This is a genomic window from Celeribacter indicus, from assembly GCF_000819565.1.
Classification (GTDB): Bacteria; Pseudomonadota; Alphaproteobacteria; order Rhodobacterales; family Rhodobacteraceae; genus Celeribacter; species Celeribacter indicus.
The window spans coordinates 549,709-565,299 of record NZ_CP004393.1 but is presented as its reverse complement, the minus strand read 5'-3'; the positions used below and the strand labels follow the sequence as shown (position 1 = coordinate 565,299).

The 15,591-nt window shown below is 67.1% G+C and carries 17 protein-coding genes; 9 read left to right on the top strand and 8 right to left on the bottom strand.

All coding sequences use genetic code 11. The features are described 5' to 3' along the window. Positions 1-27: 27 nt before the first annotated feature. The gene (locus P73_RS02835) at positions 28-516 is read right to left on the bottom strand and encodes a peroxiredoxin (protein ID WP_043868362.1); all 489 of its coding nucleotides are present in this window, start codon (positions 514-516) and stop codon (positions 28-30) included. A 77-nt stretch (positions 517-593) separates the two neighbouring features. On the opposite strand from P73_RS02835, the gene P73_RS02830 reads away from it, so the two are divergent. The 3 genes from P73_RS02830 to P73_RS02820 are packed head-to-tail and all read left to right on the top strand — an operon-like array spanning position 594 to position 3,000. After that, the gene (locus P73_RS02830) at positions 594-1,799 is read left to right on the top strand and encodes an NAD(P)/FAD-dependent oxidoreductase (RefSeq protein ID WP_043868361.1); all 1,206 of its coding nucleotides are present in this window, start codon (positions 594-596) and stop codon (positions 1,797-1,799) included. After that, a complete protein-coding gene (gene rsmD, locus P73_RS02825) occupies positions 1,799-2,359 on the top strand; it encodes a 16S rRNA (guanine(966)-N(2))-methyltransferase RsmD (protein ID WP_043868360.1) in 561 nt (186 codons plus the stop codon). Before P73_RS02830 ends, rsmD begins: the two co-directional genes overlap by 1 nt. After that, positions 2,356-3,000 (top strand): HAD family hydrolase, encoded by a 645-nt coding sequence (locus P73_RS02820; RefSeq protein WP_043868359.1) that lies wholly within the window; start codon positions 2,356-2,358, stop codon positions 2,998-3,000. The genes rsmD and P73_RS02820 overlap by 4 nt, the downstream gene beginning before the upstream one ends. 82 nt (positions 3,001-3,082) lie before the next feature. On the opposite strand, the gene map is transcribed toward P73_RS02820, so the two are convergent. Both map and sfsA read right to left on the bottom strand, forming a co-directional pair. Further along, positions 3,083-3,898: a type I methionyl aminopeptidase gene (gene map / locus P73_RS02815; RefSeq protein WP_043868358.1), complete on the bottom strand. Its 816-nt coding sequence runs from the start codon at positions 3,896-3,898 to the stop codon at positions 3,083-3,085. A 66-nt stretch (positions 3,899-3,964) separates the two neighbouring features. Further along, the gene (sfsA, locus tag P73_RS02810) at positions 3,965-4,657 is read right to left on the bottom strand and encodes a DNA/RNA nuclease SfsA (protein WP_043868357.1); all 693 of its coding nucleotides are present in this window, start codon (positions 4,655-4,657) and stop codon (positions 3,965-3,967) included. 46 nt (positions 4,658-4,703) lie between these two features. On the opposite strand from sfsA, the gene P73_RS02805 reads away from it, so the two are divergent. Genes P73_RS02805 through P73_RS02795 form a run of 3 tightly spaced genes read left to right on the top strand, consistent with a single transcriptional unit; the run spans position 4,704 to position 7,076 of the window. Further along, a complete protein-coding gene (locus tag P73_RS02805) occupies positions 4,704-5,432 on the top strand; it encodes a competence/damage-inducible protein A (RefSeq protein ID WP_043868356.1) in 729 nt (242 codons plus the stop codon). Continuing rightward, complete coding sequence (locus P73_RS02800; RefSeq protein WP_043871346.1) at positions 5,425-6,144, top strand: GNAT family N-acetyltransferase; 720 nt, start codon at positions 5,425-5,427, stop codon at positions 6,142-6,144. Before P73_RS02805 ends, P73_RS02800 begins: the two co-directional genes overlap by 8 nt. Before the next feature lie 11 nt (positions 6,145-6,155). Next, positions 6,156-7,076, top strand: coding sequence for an OmpA family protein (locus tag P73_RS02795; protein ID WP_043868355.1), 921 nt, complete (start codon positions 6,156-6,158; stop codon positions 7,074-7,076). 21 nt (positions 7,077-7,097) lie between these two features. Here the strand turns inward: P73_RS02795 and P73_RS02790 are convergent, their stop codons facing one another. From P73_RS02790 to P73_RS02770, 5 genes are all read right to left on the bottom strand, one after another. Then, on the bottom strand, positions 7,098-8,003 hold the full coding sequence (locus P73_RS02790; RefSeq protein WP_043868354.1) for a LysR family transcriptional regulator: 906 nt from the start codon (positions 8,001-8,003) through the stop codon (positions 7,098-7,100). 145 nt (positions 8,004-8,148) lie between these two features. Further along, positions 8,149-10,167, bottom strand: coding sequence for an NADPH-dependent 2,4-dienoyl-CoA reductase (locus tag P73_RS02785; RefSeq protein WP_043868353.1), 2,019 nt, complete (start codon positions 10,165-10,167; stop codon positions 8,149-8,151). Positions 10,168-10,241: 74 nt separating this feature from the next. Then, positions 10,242-10,628 (bottom strand): hypothetical protein, encoded by a 387-nt coding sequence (locus P73_RS02780; protein WP_043868352.1) that lies wholly within the window; start codon positions 10,626-10,628, stop codon positions 10,242-10,244. 12 nt (positions 10,629-10,640) lie between these two features. After that, positions 10,641-11,411, bottom strand: a complete 771-nt coding sequence (locus tag P73_RS02775) for a DUF6478 family protein (RefSeq protein WP_043868351.1) — start codon at positions 11,409-11,411, stop codon at positions 10,641-10,643. Positions 11,412-11,539: 128 nt separating this feature from the next. Then, positions 11,540-12,142 (bottom strand): hypothetical protein, encoded by a 603-nt coding sequence (locus P73_RS02770; RefSeq protein ID WP_043868350.1) that lies wholly within the window; start codon positions 12,140-12,142, stop codon positions 11,540-11,542. A 181-nt stretch (positions 12,143-12,323) separates the two neighbouring features. On the opposite strand from P73_RS02770, the gene P73_RS02765 reads away from it, so the two are divergent. The 3 genes from P73_RS02765 to P73_RS02755 all read left to right on the top strand — a co-directional run bounded on the left by P73_RS02765 (position 12,324) and on the right by P73_RS02755 (position 15,536). Further along, positions 12,324-13,226, top strand: a complete 903-nt coding sequence (locus P73_RS02765) for a CPBP family intramembrane glutamic endopeptidase (RefSeq protein WP_052453010.1) — start codon at positions 12,324-12,326, stop codon at positions 13,224-13,226. Between the two features lie 64 nt (positions 13,227-13,290). Then, positions 13,291-14,265: an acetyl-CoA carboxylase, carboxyltransferase subunit beta gene (accD, locus tag P73_RS02760; RefSeq protein WP_043868349.1), complete on the top strand. Its 975-nt coding sequence runs from the start codon at positions 13,291-13,293 to the stop codon at positions 14,263-14,265. Beyond that, positions 14,262-15,536, top strand: a complete 1,275-nt coding sequence (locus P73_RS02755; RefSeq protein WP_043868348.1) for a bifunctional folylpolyglutamate synthase/dihydrofolate synthase — start codon at positions 14,262-14,264, stop codon at positions 15,534-15,536. Before accD ends, P73_RS02755 begins: the two co-directional genes overlap by 4 nt. Positions 15,537-15,591 lie beyond the last annotated feature (55 nt).

The window sequence follows — 15,591 nt, the reverse complement described above, 5'->3', positions numbered from 1 at the left end:
GATCGGTGGCCGGGCGTTTCCTTCGGATCAGATCTTCTCAAGCAGGGAATCGCCCGCAGAGACCGTGCATTGGCCGGGGCTCTCCTCGACTTCGAGCCGCTTGACGATACCGTCCTCGGCGTAAAGCGCGAAACGTTTCGACCGGTTGATGAGCCCCACCGGCGGCGCCGAGAAATCGAGGCCGAGTGCGGCGACATAGGCGCCTTCGGCATCGCCCAGCATGGTGATCCCGGCCTCGCCCGCACCCGTCTCCTTCGACCAGGCGTCCATGACGAAGGGATCGTTGACCGAAATGCAGATCACCTCGTCCACGCCCTTCGCGTCGAACTGCTCACGGGTGCGGATGAAGCTCGGAAGATGTGCCGTCGTGCACACCCCGGTAAAGGCCCCCGGAAGACCGAACAGCACCACCTTGCGATCGGTGAACTTCTCCCCCAGATCGACATGGGTGGGTCCGTCCTCGGCCATCGTCAGTACGGTGCCGCCCGGAAGCGTGTCTCCCACGGAAATCGTCATCTTATCGTCCTCTTCGCGTTGTCATCCGATGTCCTCACGATATAGGCTCTGGGGGTTTTCGGACCAGAGGGAAAAGCATGAGCCATTTCGTTGTCGTCGGCGCCGGTCAGGCCGGGCTGTCGATCGTCACAACCCTGCGCGCCGGGGGCTTCGCGGGAAAGATCACCCTCATCGGCGACGAACCCGTGCCACCCTACCAGCGTCCGCCGCTGTCGAAGGCCTATCTGCTGGGCGACATGGCGCTCGAGCGGCTTTTCCTGCGTCCGGCGCATTACTACGCCGACGAGAACATCGCCCTCGTGACGGGCGCGGCCGTCTCGGGACTCGATCCGGTTGCCCGGACGGTCACGGTCGGCAACGAAACGGTGTCCTATGACAAGCTCGCCCTCGCGACCGGGGCCGCGCCGCGCCTGCTGTCCCCGGCGCTCGGCGGCACGCTCGAAGGCGTCTACACGATGCGCACCCTCGCAGATGCCGATGCCATGGCCCCGGAATTCCGCGAAGGCGCCTCCGTCCTCGTCGTCGGTGGCGGATATATCGGGCTGGAGGCGGCCGCCGTGGCGGCAAAGAAGGGGCTGAAGGTCACGCTGATCGAGGCGGCCGAGCGTATTCTCCGGCGGGTTGCCGCAAAGGAGACCTCCGATTATTTCCGCGCGCTGCACCGCCGTCACGGCGTCGATCTGCGCGAGGGCGTCGGTCTTGAGCGGCTGACCGGGGAGCGCCGGGTGTCCGGCGCCCTGCTGACCGACGGGACCGAACTCGAGGTCGATTTCGTCATCGTCGGCACCGGCATCACGCCCGACACCCGGCTTGCCGAACAGGCGGGGCTGGTGCTCGAGAACGGCATCCGCACCGACGCCCATGCCCGCACCTCCGATCCGCATATCTATGCGGCGGGCGACTGCGCCTCCTTTCCGCACCTCGGCAGGCAGATCCGGCTCGAATCCGTCGGCAACGCGATAGACCAGGGCGAAATCGCGGCAAAGAACATGATGGGGGGCGAGGAGACCTATATCGCGAAACCGTGGTTCTGGTCCGATCAGTACGACGTGAAACTCCAGATCGCCGGCCTCTCCGCGGGCCATGACCGGGTCGTGAGTCGCGAGGGCGAGGGCGCCCGGTCGCACTGGTACTACCGGGACGGCCACCTTATCGCCATCGACGCGATGAACGATCCCCGCAGCTACATGGTGGCCAAGCGCCTGATCGAGGCGGGGCGGTCCGCCGATCCCGACCTGGTGGCCGACCCCGCCACCGACCTCAAGACGCTGATGCGCGGCTGATGCGGATCATCGCGGGAAGATATCGCGGGCGCGCGCTCGCCGCGGTCGGAAAGGGCGATGCCGCCGCGCATCTGCGGCCGACGACGGACCGGGTGCGCGAGAGCCTGTTCAACGTGCTCTCGGGCGGCAGGTTCGGCGATCCGATCACCGACGCGCGGGTGCTCGACCTCTTCGCGGGCACCGGCGCGCTCGGGCTCGAGGCGCTGTCGCGCGGGGCGGCGCATGTCACCTTCGTCGACGACGGGCGCAAGGCGCAGGACCTGATTTCCCGCAACATCGCGCTCTGCAACGCCGCCGGGCAGACGACGCTGCTGCGTGCGGATGCGACCCGCCTGCCCGTCAATCCCGGCCCGCCCTGCGACCTGGTCTTCCTCGATCCCCCCTATGGCAAGGGCATCGGTGAAAAAGCCCTCTCCGCCGCGCTCGCAGGCGGTTGGCTGGCGCCGCGCGCCCTCGTCGTCTGGGAGGACAGTGCAGAGATCGAGGTCCCCGAAGCGCTTGCCCTTCTCGACACCCGCCGTTACGGCGACACGAAAATCAGCTTTCTGGAGCCCGAATGACCGTAAAATGCGTGATCTTCGACTGCGACGGCGTACTCGTCGACAGCGAACCGCCCCTGCTCGATTTCCTTTGTGACGAATTCGCCGCCCTCGGCCATCCCGTCTCCCTCGCGGAGCTCGAGGCAAAATACATCGGCGGCACGATGAAGACCGTCGCAGAACGGGCCCGCGCGGCCGGTGTGCCGCTGCCCGACAACTGGGAGGTGGACGTCTACCCGCGCATCTACGAGATCCTCGAGGGCGTGCCGCTCGTCGCGGGGATCGAGGCGACACTCGATGCGCTCGATGCGGCGGGCATTCCCTATTGCGTCGGCTCGAACGGCCCGATGGAGAAGATGGCGGTCACGCTCGGCGGTCATCCGGCCTTCCATGCCCGGCTCGAGGGGCGCATCCATTCCGCCCATACCCATGGCGTCGCGAAACCCGATCCCGGCCTGTTCCTCATCGCCGCCGAACAGATGGGCGTCGCGCCGGAGGACTGCGCCGTGGTCGACGACAGCCCCTCGGGCTGCATCGCCGCGCGCCTCGCGGGAATGCGCTGTTTCGGGTTCGACCCGCATGGCGACGGGGCGCGGCTCGTGGCGGAAGGTGCCGAACATCTGGACGACATGTCGCACCTTCCGGCGCGCCTCGGCCTCTGAGCCTCCGGCGGGCTTTTTGCTGCTCCAAATACTCAGAAAGGCCGCCCGGAGGCGGCCTTTTCAAACAGGATCGGAAGGAAAATCAGGCGCCCCAGGTCGGATGGAACCTGCCCGCCGGGGAGAGCGTGAAGATCTCGCAGCCCGTCGCGGTGACGCCGATCGAATGCTCGAACTGCGCCGAAAGCGACTTGTCGCGGGTGACCGCGGTCCAGTCGTCGGCCAGCACCTTCGTCTCCGGCCGGCCAAGGTTCACCATCGGCTCGATGGTGAAGAACATGCCTTCCTCGAGCACCGGCCCCGTGCCCTCCCTCCCGTAGTGGAGCACGTTCGGCGGCGCGTGGAACACCCGGCCGAGCCCGTGGCCGCAGAAATCGCGCACCACCGACATGCGCTGCGCCTCAACATAGGTCTGGATCGCATGGCCGATATCGCCGAACGTGTTTCCCGGCTTCACCATGTCGATCCCGATCATCAGGCTGTCATGGGTCACCTGTAGCAGCCGCTCGGCCTTCCGGCTCAGCTTGCCCGCGACATACATGCGCGAAGTGTCCCCGAACCAGCCGTCCAGGATCACCGTCACGTCGATATTGAGGATATCGCCATCCTTCAGCTTCTTGCCGCCGGGAATGCCGTGGCAGACGACATGGTTCACGGAAATGCAGGAGGCATGCCGGTAGCCCTTGTAGCCGATCGTGGCGGAGGTGGCGCCGAGCTCGGTCACGCGCCTCTCGATGAAGGCATCGAGCTCCGCGGTCTCCACGCCGGGCACGACCAGGGGCGCGACCTCGTCGAGGATCTGCGCGGCGACCCGACCCGCGGCCCGCATGCCGGCAAAATCGGCGTCCTCATAGATGCGAATTCCGTCTTTGGTGATGCGGCCGCGATGCGTCTCGTCCAAGGGTCCACTCCATAGCTTACCCGCCCGATATAAGCGCTTCAGGCGCGGGAGGCCAGTGGCGACGGGCTACAACTGTCGCAAAGGGCGCGTGTCGAAACTCACCTGCTCCGGTGTGATGGTGCTCGCGAAGACCATGGTTTCGACGCCCGCGCCCCGCGCGGCCCGTGCGGCCGCGGCATAGACGGGGTCGATGTCGGAAGCGGGGGCGAAGCGGTCGCAATCGTCGCGGCAGACGAGATAGAGCATGACCGCGCGATCCCCCTCGGCCACGCGCGCGGCAAGCTCGCCCAGATGCCGCGCCCCGCGCGCGGTCTTCGCATCCGGGAATTCGGCGAGCCCCGCCTCGCGCGACAGGGTGACGGATTTCACCTCGACCCAGGTCCGGCGGCCTCCTGCGGTCACGAGGAAATCGGCACGCGATCTTTCGCCATAGCGCACTTCGGCGCGGATTTCGCCGGCAAGCCCCGGAATCCGCCCCGCGATCAGGGCCTCCGCCACGACGCGGTTGGCGACACCGGTGTCGACGACGACCCGCGCCGCGCCCAGTTCGACGATCCGCAGCCCGTATCGGAGCTTCCTGCGCGAATCGTCGTTCGGTTCGACCCAGACAGGCAGACCCGGCTCCGAAAGGCCGATCATCGAGCCGGGATTGGGACAATGCGCCGTCACCTCGCGCCCGTCGGGAAGACGGATATCCGCGAGGAACCTTTTATAGCGACGCAGGAGAACCGCGGGGATCAACGGGGTTTGAAAGCGCATGTGGCGAGGACTATACCGAAAGGGAAGCCCACTCAAGGAGGCCCCCATGCCCAATCCGACCGCCGCGATCCTCATCATCGGGGACGAGATCCTGTCCGGCCGCACGCGCGATGTGAACATGCACCATCTCGCGGGTGAGCTCACGCGGATCGGGATCGACCTCAGGGAGGCGCGGTTCGTCTGCGACGACCGGGTGGCCATCGTCTCCGCCGTGCGCGCGCTGTCGGCGGCCTATGATCATGTCTTCACCTCCGGCGGCATCGGGCCCACCCATGACGACATCACCGCCGATTGCATCGCGGAGGCCTTCGGCCGCGCGATCGGCATCCGCGACGATGCGCGCGCCCTACTCGAGGCCCATTTCCAGCGGCGCGGAGTCGAAGCGAACGAGGCGCGGATGCGCATGGCGCGCATTCCCGACGGGGCGGCGCTCATCGACAATCCCATCTCCATTGCACCGGGCTTCTCGCTCGAGAACGTTCATGTCATGGCGGGCGTGCCGGCGATCTTCGAGGCGATGGTCGCCTCGCTCCTGCCGACGCTTACGGGCGGCCAGCCGCTCCTGTCGCAAAGCTATCGCATCGACCGGCCGGAAAGTTCGGTCGCCACACCGCTCAAGACGCTTGCCGAGAAATATCCCGAGCTGTCCATGGGCTCCTATCCCTTCCAGGACAATGGCGCCTACGGCACGAATGTCGTGATCCGTGGACAGGACGGAACCCAGGTCGAAGCGGCTCTCATAGAGCTTGCCGGTCTCTTCCCGGCCGATGTCTGAGCAGATCGGCGCCACGCGCCATTTCGCCGCCTTCGAGGCGACATGGCCCTCTGCCCGACAGGCGCCATGCGGCCCCTTCATCTGGCGCGACGGGGCCGGTGGCGGCCGCCGTGTCTCCGCCGCGACACTGGAGGGGGTATTCTCCGAAACGGACCTCGACAGGATCGAGAGCCGCTTTGCCGCCGCCGGACGAACACCGCTGTTCCAGGTCCGGCAGGGGCAGGACGCTTTCGACCGGGTGCTTGAGCGACGCGGCTATCGCATAGGCGACCCCTCCCTCTGCCTTGCCGCCGATCTTGCCATCCTGCCCGACGCCGATCCCGAGGCCGGTTTCGCCTGCTGGCCGCCAATCGCGGTCCAGCGGGAAATCTGGGAGGCCGGTGGCATCGACGCGGCTCGGCTCGGCGTGATGGAGCGGGTGGAGGGACCGAAGACGGCCCTGCTCGCCCGGCATGAGGAGCGGCCGTGCGGCGCGGCCTTCGTCGCCGTCGCACAGCACATCGCCGTGGTCCACGCGCTCGAGGTCCCGCAGGCCGAGCGGCGCCGGGGCATCGCGCGCCGGCTCGTCGCCTCGGCCGCGCACTGGGCGCGAGGTGCAGGGGCGCGGACACTCGCGCTTCAGGTCACGGCGGAAAACGCGGCGGCGCGGGCGCTCTATTCTTCGCTTGGAATGCACGAGGTGGGCCGATACCACTACAGGACAAAAATCTGAAGCCTCTGCCGATGTTCCGCGCCGCCTGCCTTTTCCTCTGCCTCAGCGCCGCCGGCGCCCATGCGCTCGACCTTCCCGGCACGGCGAGCGAGACCGCGCGACGCAGGGTCCCCTTCACCGCACAATCCTTTCCCACCGGTCCGTTCGAGGGCGACGAGACGGCGCGGCTCACGCTTGAGGGCGACGTGCTCCATGTCGCCTACAGGCTGCCCGCCACCGCTCTCACGAGCCTGCAAATGCTTTCGCTTCTGCGCGCGCAACTCGCGGAAGAAGGATTCGACATTCGCTTTACCTGCGCCGACCGGGACTGTGGCGGTTTCGATTTCCGCTATCTGCTCGACCTGCTGCCCGAGCCGGGGATGCATGTCGATCTCGGCGATTTCCGCTATCTCCTCGCCGTCCATGACGAAGGCCGGGCTGTCGCGGTGCTGACCAGCCGGGCGCCACAGACGGGCTATATCCAGATCACGACGGTGACCCCGGCGGAGACGCCGGAGATCGCGCTGAGGCCGGTCGACGGGGGACAAGGCACCGGCGCGGGGGCGTCCGCACCCACCGACATCGCCGCCGCGCTCGCGGCGCGCGGGCGTGTCGCGCTCGACGATCTGTCCTTCGAAACCGGGGCGGCGGCGCTCGGGCCGGGACCGTTTTCCTCGCTCGTGCGGCTCGCCGGATGGCTGGCGGACCATCCGACCGCGCATGTGGTGCTCGTCGGGCACACCGACACGGTCGGCAGCCTGTCGGGAAATACCGCGCTCTCGCGGCAACGGGCGGAGGCAGTGCGGGCGCGTCTCGTGACGGTCCATGGTGTCGATCCCGCGCAGATCGAAGCGCAGGGCGTCGGTTTCCTTGCCCCCCGCGCCTCCAACGCGACGGAGGAGGGGCGCGAAAGAAACAGGCGGGTCGAGGCCGTGCTTTCCTCGCCGCCGTGAGGACGGCGCTTCGGGCTCAGATCACCACTTCTCCGGCCCCTTGTCCGCAAAGGCCCCCACGAGAAAATCAATGAAGGCGCGCACCTTCGGCTGGGTGAATCGGCCGGGAGGATAGACCGCATAGATGCCCTGCATATCCGTCGGCAGGCCGGGGATCGCCTCCTCGATCAGGCCCTTTTCCATCGCGTCGGCATAGAGGAAGGACGGCAGGTAGGCGATGCCGAGGCCGGAAATGCAGGCGTTCAGCAGCGACTGCCCGTCATTCACCGTCAGCCATCCGGCGGTGCGGATCTGGCGCTTTTCTCCCGAGGGCGCGGTGAGCTTCCAGACGGCCCCGCTCGACTGGTTCGAATAATGCAGCAGCTTGTGCTCGTTGAGATCGTCGATCTTCTGCGGACGGCCGAATTTCTGGAAATAGGCGGGCGCGCCGACCATGCGTTTCGTCGTCTCGGTCAGCTTGCGCGCGCGCAATGTGCTGTCCTCGAGCTCGCCGATCCGCACCGCCATGTCGAAACCCTCGGAGATGAGTTCGACATAGCGGTTGTTGAGCACCATGTTCACGGTGATATCGGGAAATTCGGCCAAGAAGTCGCCCAGCACCGGCGAGAGGTGGTTGACCCCGAAATCGGTCGCGACGGAAATGCGCAGAAGTCCCGAGGGCGCGGATTGCATCGAGGTGACGAGCGCATCCGCCTCCCCCGCATCGTTCAGCACCCGGCAGGCGCGGTCGTAATAGGCCAGCCCGATCTCCGTCGGACTCACCCGGCGGGTCGTGCGGTTGAGCAGGCGCGCGCCGAGCCGGGCCTCGAGCGAGGAGACATGTTTGGAAACGGCGGATTTCGAAATTCCCATCTTCTTGGCCGCATCCGTGAAACCGCCCTGATCCACCACCGTGGCGAAGGCTTCCATTTCAGTCAGTCGATCCATCTGCGTGTCTACCTGCGATCTTGTCCCTCAGACCTGCCTTATCCCGTCCAATTCGGGCGAGAATGGGGAAGGCCGGGGACAATAGCGTGGTGTTGCGGAAATCGTGTTGTCGCGGGAAACCGCCCCTCCCCGACCCGCCGCGCGATCAGAGCCGGGCGGCGAGACGCGCACCCTGATCTATCGCACGTTTCGCGTCGAGTTCCGCCGCAACATCCGCGCCGCCGATGACGTGGCAGGATATCCCCGCCTTTTCAAGCATATCGACAAGCCCGCGCTCGGAGATCTGACCGGCGCAAAGCACGATCGTGTCCGCCTCGACAAGCTGCTGGACGCCGTCCCTCGTGATGAGCAGCCCCTCGGGCGTCACCGCGTCATAGCTCACGCCGCCGATCATCCGCACCCCCTTCATCTGAAGCGTGGCACGATGGATCCAGCCCGTGGTCTTACCGAGACGCCGGCCCGGCTTTTCCGCCTTGCGCTGCAAGAGCGTGACTTCGCGCAGCGGTGCCTCCGGCCGCGGCCCCTCCGGGGCGATGCCACCGCGGGCGCGGGCGGGGTCGGTGATGCCCCATTCCACCTTCCACTCCGGCAGATCGAGCGTCGGGCTGTGTCCGGTGACAAGGAACTCGGAGACGTCGAAACCGATCCCTCCGGCACCGACGACCGCCACGCGCCGCCCCACCGGCACGCGATCGCGCAACACGTCGATATAGCTCACGGTATTGCCGTGATCGTTCTGGCCGGGGATTTCCGGATCGCGGGGACGCACCCCGGTCGCGATCACGATCTCGTCGAAAGCTGCGAGCCCCTCCGCCGTCGCCTCGGTCCCCAGCCGCATCTCGACGCCATTGCGCACGAGCAGTGTGTCGAACCACGCGACGAGCCCGTGGAACTCCTCCTTGCCGGGAATGACGCGCGCCATGTTGAGCTGCCCGCCCGCCGCCCCGGCGCGGTCGAACAGCGTCACGCGATGCCCGCGCCCGGCGGCAATGATCGCCGCGGTCATTCCCGCGGGGCCCGCCCCGACGACCGCGATCCGTTTCGGCGCATCGGCCGGCGCGTAGACGAGCTCGGTCTCGTGACAGGCGCGCGGATTGACGAGGCAGGTGGTGAGCTTGCCCGAAAACGTGTGATCGAGACAGGCCTGGTTGCAGGCGATGCAGGGCGCAATCTCCGCGGCGCGGCCCCCGGCGGCCTTCGCGACGAAATCGGGATCGGCGAGGAAGGGACGCGCCATGGACACCATGTCCGCGCAGCCCTCCGCCAGGATGCGATCCGCCACCGCAGGATCGTTGATCCGGTTCGACGTGATGACAGGGATCGCAACCTCGCCCATCATCTTCTGCGTCACCCATGTGAAGGCCCGGCGCGGCACGGAGGTCGCGATGGTTGGCACCCGCGCCTCGTGCCAGCCGATCCCGGTGTTGAGGATGCTCGCGCCCGCCGCCTCGATCTCGCGGGCGAGCGTCACGACCTCGTCCCAGGTGGAGCCGCCGGGGATGAGGTCGATCATGGAAATGCGGTAGATCAGGATGAAGTCAGGCCCCACCGCCGCGCGTACCCGCCTCACCACCTCGACGGCAAAGCGCATGCGGTTCTCGTAGGATCCGCCCCAGCGGTCCTCGCGCCGGTTGGTGTGGGCGACGAGGAACTGGTTGATAAGATAGCCCTCCGACCCCATCACCTCGACCCCGTCGTAGCCCGCCTCCTTCGCCCGCACCGCCGCCGTCGCGTAATCGGCGATCTGCTTCTCGATTCCCGCCTCGTCGAGCTCGCGCGGCCTGAAGGGAGAAATCGGCGATTTGATCGCGGAGGGGGCGACACAATCGGGGCTGTAGGCATAGCGTCCGGCGTTCAGGATCTGCATCGCGATCTTTCCGCCCTCGGCATGGACGCGGTCGGTGACCGTCCGGTGATTGGCGATGTCCGTCTCCGTGAACAGCCCCGCCGCGCCGGGATAGACGCCGCCCTCCCGGTTCGGGGCCATGCCGCCGGTGACGATGAGACCGACACCGCCACGGGCGCGGGCGGCATAGAATTCCGCCACCGCCCCCCAGTCGCCGCGCTCCTCGAGCCCGGTGTGCATCGACCCCATCAGCGTGCGGTTGCGCAACGTGACGAAGCCCAGGTCGAGCGGGGCGAGAAGATGCGGATACTGCGTCATGTGGACCTCCCTTGCGCGCCAAGGATGCGCGGGCGCGCGCAGGCTGTCATCCGAAACGCGGCGTCAGGGCCGGCTCACGTCCCGCCGGTCTCGACGCAATGGCGGCGGAAGGCGCGTTTCAGCAGGTCGAGTTCCTGGCGCAGCAAGGCCATTTCCGCAAGCAGATCGTCGGCCGCCGCCTCCCCCGCGATCAGCGAGAAGGATCCGAGCCTGTCTCCCGTCGCGCGATCGGTGAAAAGAAACGTCTGCACGCCGTCGCTGACCAGCCCGGAGGGAATGGCAAAGCGGAAGAGCCACACCCCCGCGCGATCGGGATCCGCGCGCAGCTCATGGCCCGGCACCTGTTGATCGAGGCAGCTCACCTCGATATCGGGCTGCGCCTCGTGACCCGGCGGGACATGAAGCTCGCCCTCCCAGACCCCGGCCCTGAGCCGCGTCTTCACCAGCGTCAGATCGCTCATCCTTTCCCTCCCTCAGAGTTCCGCGCGCGGACGGCGCGACAGGGTCAGATCCCGCAGGTAGATCTGGTTCATTTCCGGACCCTCGAAAATCAGGTCGATCCACACCTTCTCCACCCGCTTCTCGTTGAGCTTCGTATAGGCCAGGTCGAATTCGACAAAGGTCTCGTCGCTGTGCAACGGCAATTCGCGTACCACCTGCTCCAGATTGGGGCCATGCTTCACGTTCAGCCGCGAGAAGATCTCGATCGGCTTCTCGAGCCCGATGTCGAAATCGAGCCGCACCAGGTGGCGGCGGCCGAGGCCGTGACAGGCCTCTTCGGGCATGTCGATCGACAGCGACAGGAAGGAGCCGTCGAAGCGGAAGACGTCGATCTGCACCCCGAAAGGCGCAAGGTCCTGTTCGGACAGGTTGCGGACCTGCCGGTAGGTCAGTTCGGAAATCCGGCAGTCGTGGAACAGCGTCGCCTCGCTGCCGATCATGGTCTTCGCCGGGACGGCGGACGCGCCACGCGACGGGATCGGCCCGCGCCAGAGTTCGGGGCGATAGGAGAATTCGGTATAGAGAGGCAATTGCATCGCATTCGACCCGATGAGCGGAAGGGCGAGGCGCCCCTCCGCCACGAAGAGAAAACGGTCGAGTTCCCGGCGCAACTGCTTCGCCTGCCCGCGCAGCCGCCGTAGCGTGGCCAGATCGAGCGCACCGGCCAGATCCGCCCGCCTTTTCCAGCGCCCGCTCGAAATCCCGTTGAGCCGTTTTTCCAGGTAGTCGCGAAACCGACGCATCTTTGGCGAAGCCTTTGTCCAACCGTTCGGCGCAGACTATGCCGGCCACGGCTTCCTACTCAACAAGGATCGGAAAAATCAGGGGTCTGGTTCCATTTCCGCAACAGCTTTTCTTGGAATATCAAGCCCTAGACGGGATTGGCACGTTCGAGCGCGATGCGGAAGCGCGCGAGCAGCGCCTTCAGCGCGCCCGCGGAGACCGGGGTTGCCTCGAACCCGGTGGCCGTCGCCGTCATCAGCCGCCCGTCGAGGACGAAGAGCACGCGCCAGTAGTCGTCGTCGAGCCCCGCGATGGGCGGAGGTGCGGTGTCGCGCGCGTGAAGCAGGAACGCCCCTTCACCGCTCCGGCTTTCGAGCACACGCACCGTGTCCGCCCGCCCGGCACGCGACAGGACCGCGCGCCCCTCCGCCGTCGCGAAAAATTCCGCAAGGCGCGCCGGTGCGAAGGCACCGGGAGCCGCGAGCGGGGGAGAGACGGACAGGGTGAGAAGCGCGGGCCCACCGCCGCCGGTCGCGCGCGTACATTGCGCGAGCAGGACGAAACCGCCCTCCGCCGTATCCCGGACCGAGGCCGTGTCCACGCAGAACCCCGCCGGCCCCTCGACGCTCAGCCCGCTCTGCACGAGTGTCACCCGGCGCGGCAGACCGGCCCCGGCGCCCGTTCCGGGCGGCGGCATCTGACAGGCCGTCAGCGCCAGCGCCACGGCCGCCGCCATGGCCGCCCCGGTCATCCTCCGGACACCGCGTCCTTCCCGCCCCATGTTCCTGCCTCCGTCGTTCCCGTTCGCACCGCGCCGGTGCCGGCCGCGCATGCCCGCCTCGGCGGGGTTCCGCCTGCGGCCGCCTTTCGTCGCCTGGCGCAACCTGCTATCGCTTCTTCAGTCTCCGTCAAGTGACAGGTGTACCCTTCCCGTGTCCGCCAGCTTCCACCCTTACGCGCCGATCATCGCCTCCGCCAGCCGTCGTCCCGAACGCTGGCGCCTCTTTGCCGCGATCCTCGCGCTGTTCTTCGTCACCATCGCGGTCGGGCCGGTCTTCTATACGCTCATCGGACTTGCCGCGCCCGAGTTGCGCCTCGTCGCGCAGGGACCTGGCGGCAGCTTCGCCATCGGGACGACGCCGGGCGGGCTGTTCACGATCCTGTCGGGCTTCGCCATCACCCTGCTCGCCGCGCTCGTGCTTGCGCGGCGGCTGCACGCGCGCGGCCTGCGGGACCTGACCGGCCCCGCCGCCCGCCTGCGGCGGCAGTTCGTCTCCGTGCTGAAATGGGTCGGCCCGCTCGTATTCCTTGCGATGGTCCTGCCCTGGGATACGGGAGCCGAAGTCCAGATCTCGGAGAATCTCCCGACGCGGGCGTGGCTGTTCTGGCTGCCTTTCGCGGTGCTCGGGATCATGATCCAGATCACGGCCGAGGAAATCGTCTTCCGCGGATATCTGCAAAGCCAGATCATCGCTGTGTCCCGCTCCTACGCGTTCGGCCTCGTCGCCTCGGCGCTGCTGTTCGGCCTCGGCCATATCTCGTCCTTCGGGCAGGGCGCGGAATTCTTTCCGGTGATCTGGGCCACCGGCTTCGGGCTTCTTGCCGGCGATCTCACCGCGCGCTCCGGCACGATCGGTCCGGCCTGCGCACTGCATTTCATCAACAATGCGGCCGCGATGCTGCTCGTCCCGCAGGCCAGCAATCTCTCGGGCTTCGGACGGATGGTCCAGACCGCCGAGATCGCCGCGCTCTACACCGATCCGAAGGTGATCGCCTTCGAAACGATCCTGCTGGTCGTCACCTGGCTCGCCGCCCGCCTCGCGCTCAGGCGTTGATTGCATTTCCCGGCGTGTGGCCTTATCTGGGGGGCCAATCACCGCAACGTCCAAAGGCGCGCTCATGAACTGGATTTCCAATTACGTCCGCCCGAAGATCAACTCGCTCTTCTCGAAGCGGGACACACCGGACAATCTTTGGACGAAATGCCCCGAATGCGGCACGATGCTGTTCCACCGGGAGCTGACGGAAAACCTCAACGTCTGCACCAATTGCGACCATCACATGCACATCACGCCGCGCGACCGCTTCACCGCGATATTCGACGGCGGGATCTTTTCCGAGGTCGCCGTGCCGATGCCGATCGAGGATCCGCTGAAATTCCGCGATCAGAAACGCTATCCCGAACGGATGCGCGCGGCGCAGAAGGCGACGGGAGAAAAAGAGGCGATGCTGGTCGCGGAGGGCGAGATCGGACGCACGCCCGTCGTTGCCGCGGCACAGGACTTTTCCTTCATGGGCGGCTCGATGGGCATGTATGTCGGCAATGCCTTCATCGCCGGCGTCGAACGCGCCATCGCGCTGAAGCGCCCGTTCATCATGTTCTCGGCGGCGGGCGGCGCGCGGATGCAGGAGGGGATCCTGTCGCTCATGCAGATGCCGCGCACGACCGTGGCCATCGAGATGCTCAAGGAGGCGGGCCTTCCCTACATCGTCGTGCTGACCCACCCGACCACGGGCGGCGTCACGGCCTCTTACGCGATGCTCGGCGACGTGCAGATCGCCGAACCCAATGCGCTGATCTGCTTTGCCGGGCCGCGCGTGATCGAACAGACGATCCGGGAAAAACTGCCCGAAGGCTTCCAGCGCGCCGAATATCTTCTCGATCACGGCATGCTCGACCGCGTGACCCATCGCCGCGCGATGAAGGGCGAACTCGTGACGATCCTGCGCATGCTCGGTTCCCTGCCGCCCGCCGTGGCCGGGGACCTGCCGGCGCCCGCACCCGCCGCATCGGCAGAGACGGAGCCCGCCGATCAGACGCCTGAACCGAAAGCGAAACAGCCGGCACAGGACGAGGGGAGCGCCGAAACGTGAGCGCCCGCACATCGGACGTCATCCTCGAGCGGATGATGTCGCTGCACCCGAAGGTGATCGACCTCGTGCTCGACCGCGTGTGGCGGCTTCTGGATGCGCTGGACCATCCCGAGACCAGGCTCCCGCCTGTGATCCACATCGCCGGAACGAATGGCAAGGGCTCGACCCAGGCGATGATCCGTGCGGGTCTCGAGGCGGCAGGCATGAGTGTCCATGCTTATACTTCACCGCATCTGGCACGGTTTCACGAACGCATCCGGCTGGCCGGAAAGCTGATCGACGAGGCCGATCTGATGGAGGTGCTCGAGGAATGTGAACGCGCCAACGGCGGCGCCCCCATCACCTATTTCGAGATCACGACGGTCGCCGCGATGCTCGCGATGAGCCGGGTCCCGGCGGATTACACGCTGCTCGAGGTAGGGCTCGGCGGCCGGCTCGACGCAACGAACGTGATCGATCGGCCGGATCTCACGATCATCACGCCGATCTCCATCGACCACACCCAGTTCCTGGGCGACACGATCGAGGCGATCGCAGGCGAGAAGGCCGGCATCATCAAGAAGGACGTGCCCTGCATCGTGGGTCCGCAACCCGACGCGGCGCTCACGGTGATCGAGGAGCGCGCCGCCCGGCTGCACGCCCCGCTCCTGGCCTACGGACAGCACTGGCATGTCTGGGAGGAGCGCGGACGGCTGATCTATCAGGACGAGCGCGGCCTGCGCGACCTGCCCCTGCCGCGCCTTGCCGGGCATCACCAGATCCTGAACGCGGGCGCCGCCCTCGCGGCGCTGCGCCATCTCGGCTTCGGGGATGCCGCCCTCGAGGCGGCGCTGACCGACGTTCACTGGCCCGCGCGCATGCAGCGGCTCAAGGAGGGCCCGCTCACCGTGGCCGCGCCGAAGGCGGAGCTTTATCTCGACGGCGGACACAACCCTGCGGCAGGCGAGGCCCTGGCCGAAGCACTCGATCGGCTTCCGCAGCGCGAGACCCATCTAGTCTGCGGCATGCTCAACACGAAGGACGTCGGCGGATACCTGCGCCCGCTCGCGCGCCACACCAAGGGTTTCCATGCCGTCTCCATCCCCGATGCCGAGGCGACCCTGCCCGCCGATGTGACCGCAGCGGCGGCGCGCGAGAGCGGCATGGCGGCAGAGACCGCGCCCGATGTCCTCACCGCCGTGAAGCGGATCGCAGAGACGGCTCCCGAGGCGCGCATCCTGATCTGCGGCTCGCTCTATCTAGCGGGTCACATCCTTCAGACCAACGGCTGAGCCGCAAACAGACGCTGTGCGCGCCTGCGGCTTTTCCCGCCGCGCGCATCGCAAT

What these genes read in the sequence shown, in the direction of transcription:
- P73_RS02835 (WP_043868362.1), bottom strand. Translation starts at nt 516, where the DNA reads ATGACGATTTCCGTGGGAGACACGCTTCCGGGCGGCACCGTACTGACG.
- P73_RS02830 (WP_043868361.1), top strand. Translation starts at nt 594, where the DNA reads ATGAGCCATTTCGTTGTCGTCGGCGCCGGTCAGGCCGGGCTGTCGATC.
- rsmD (WP_043868360.1), top strand. Translation starts at nt 1,799, where the DNA reads ATGCGGATCATCGCGGGAAGATATCGCGGGCGCGCGCTCGCCGCGGTC.
- P73_RS02820 (WP_043868359.1), top strand. Translation starts at nt 2,356, where the DNA reads ATGACCGTAAAATGCGTGATCTTCGACTGCGACGGCGTACTCGTCGAC.
- sfsA (WP_043868357.1), bottom strand. Translation starts at nt 4,657, where the DNA reads ATGCGCTTTCAAACCCCGTTGATCCCCGCGGTTCTCCTGCGTCGCTAT.
- P73_RS02805 (WP_043868356.1), top strand. Translation starts at nt 4,704, where the DNA reads ATGCCCAATCCGACCGCCGCGATCCTCATCATCGGGGACGAGATCCTG.
- P73_RS02800 (WP_043871346.1), top strand. Translation starts at nt 5,425, where the DNA reads ATGTCTGAGCAGATCGGCGCCACGCGCCATTTCGCCGCCTTCGAGGCG.
- P73_RS02795 (WP_043868355.1), top strand. Translation starts at nt 6,156, where the DNA reads ATGTTCCGCGCCGCCTGCCTTTTCCTCTGCCTCAGCGCCGCCGGCGCC.
- P73_RS02790 (WP_043868354.1), bottom strand. Translation starts at nt 8,003, where the DNA reads ATGGATCGACTGACTGAAATGGAAGCCTTCGCCACGGTGGTGGATCAG.
- P73_RS02785 (WP_043868353.1), bottom strand. Translation starts at nt 10,167, where the DNA reads ATGACGCAGTATCCGCATCTTCTCGCCCCGCTCGACCTGGGCTTCGTC.
- P73_RS02780 (WP_043868352.1), bottom strand. Translation starts at nt 10,628, where the DNA reads ATGAGCGATCTGACGCTGGTGAAGACGCGGCTCAGGGCCGGGGTCTGG.
- P73_RS02775 (WP_043868351.1), bottom strand. Translation starts at nt 11,411, where the DNA reads ATGCGTCGGTTTCGCGACTACCTGGAAAAACGGCTCAACGGGATTTCG.
- P73_RS02770 (WP_043868350.1), bottom strand. Translation starts at nt 12,142, where the DNA reads ATGACCGGGGCGGCCATGGCGGCGGCCGTGGCGCTGGCGCTGACGGCC.
- accD (WP_043868349.1), top strand. Translation starts at nt 13,291, where the DNA reads ATGAACTGGATTTCCAATTACGTCCGCCCGAAGATCAACTCGCTCTTC.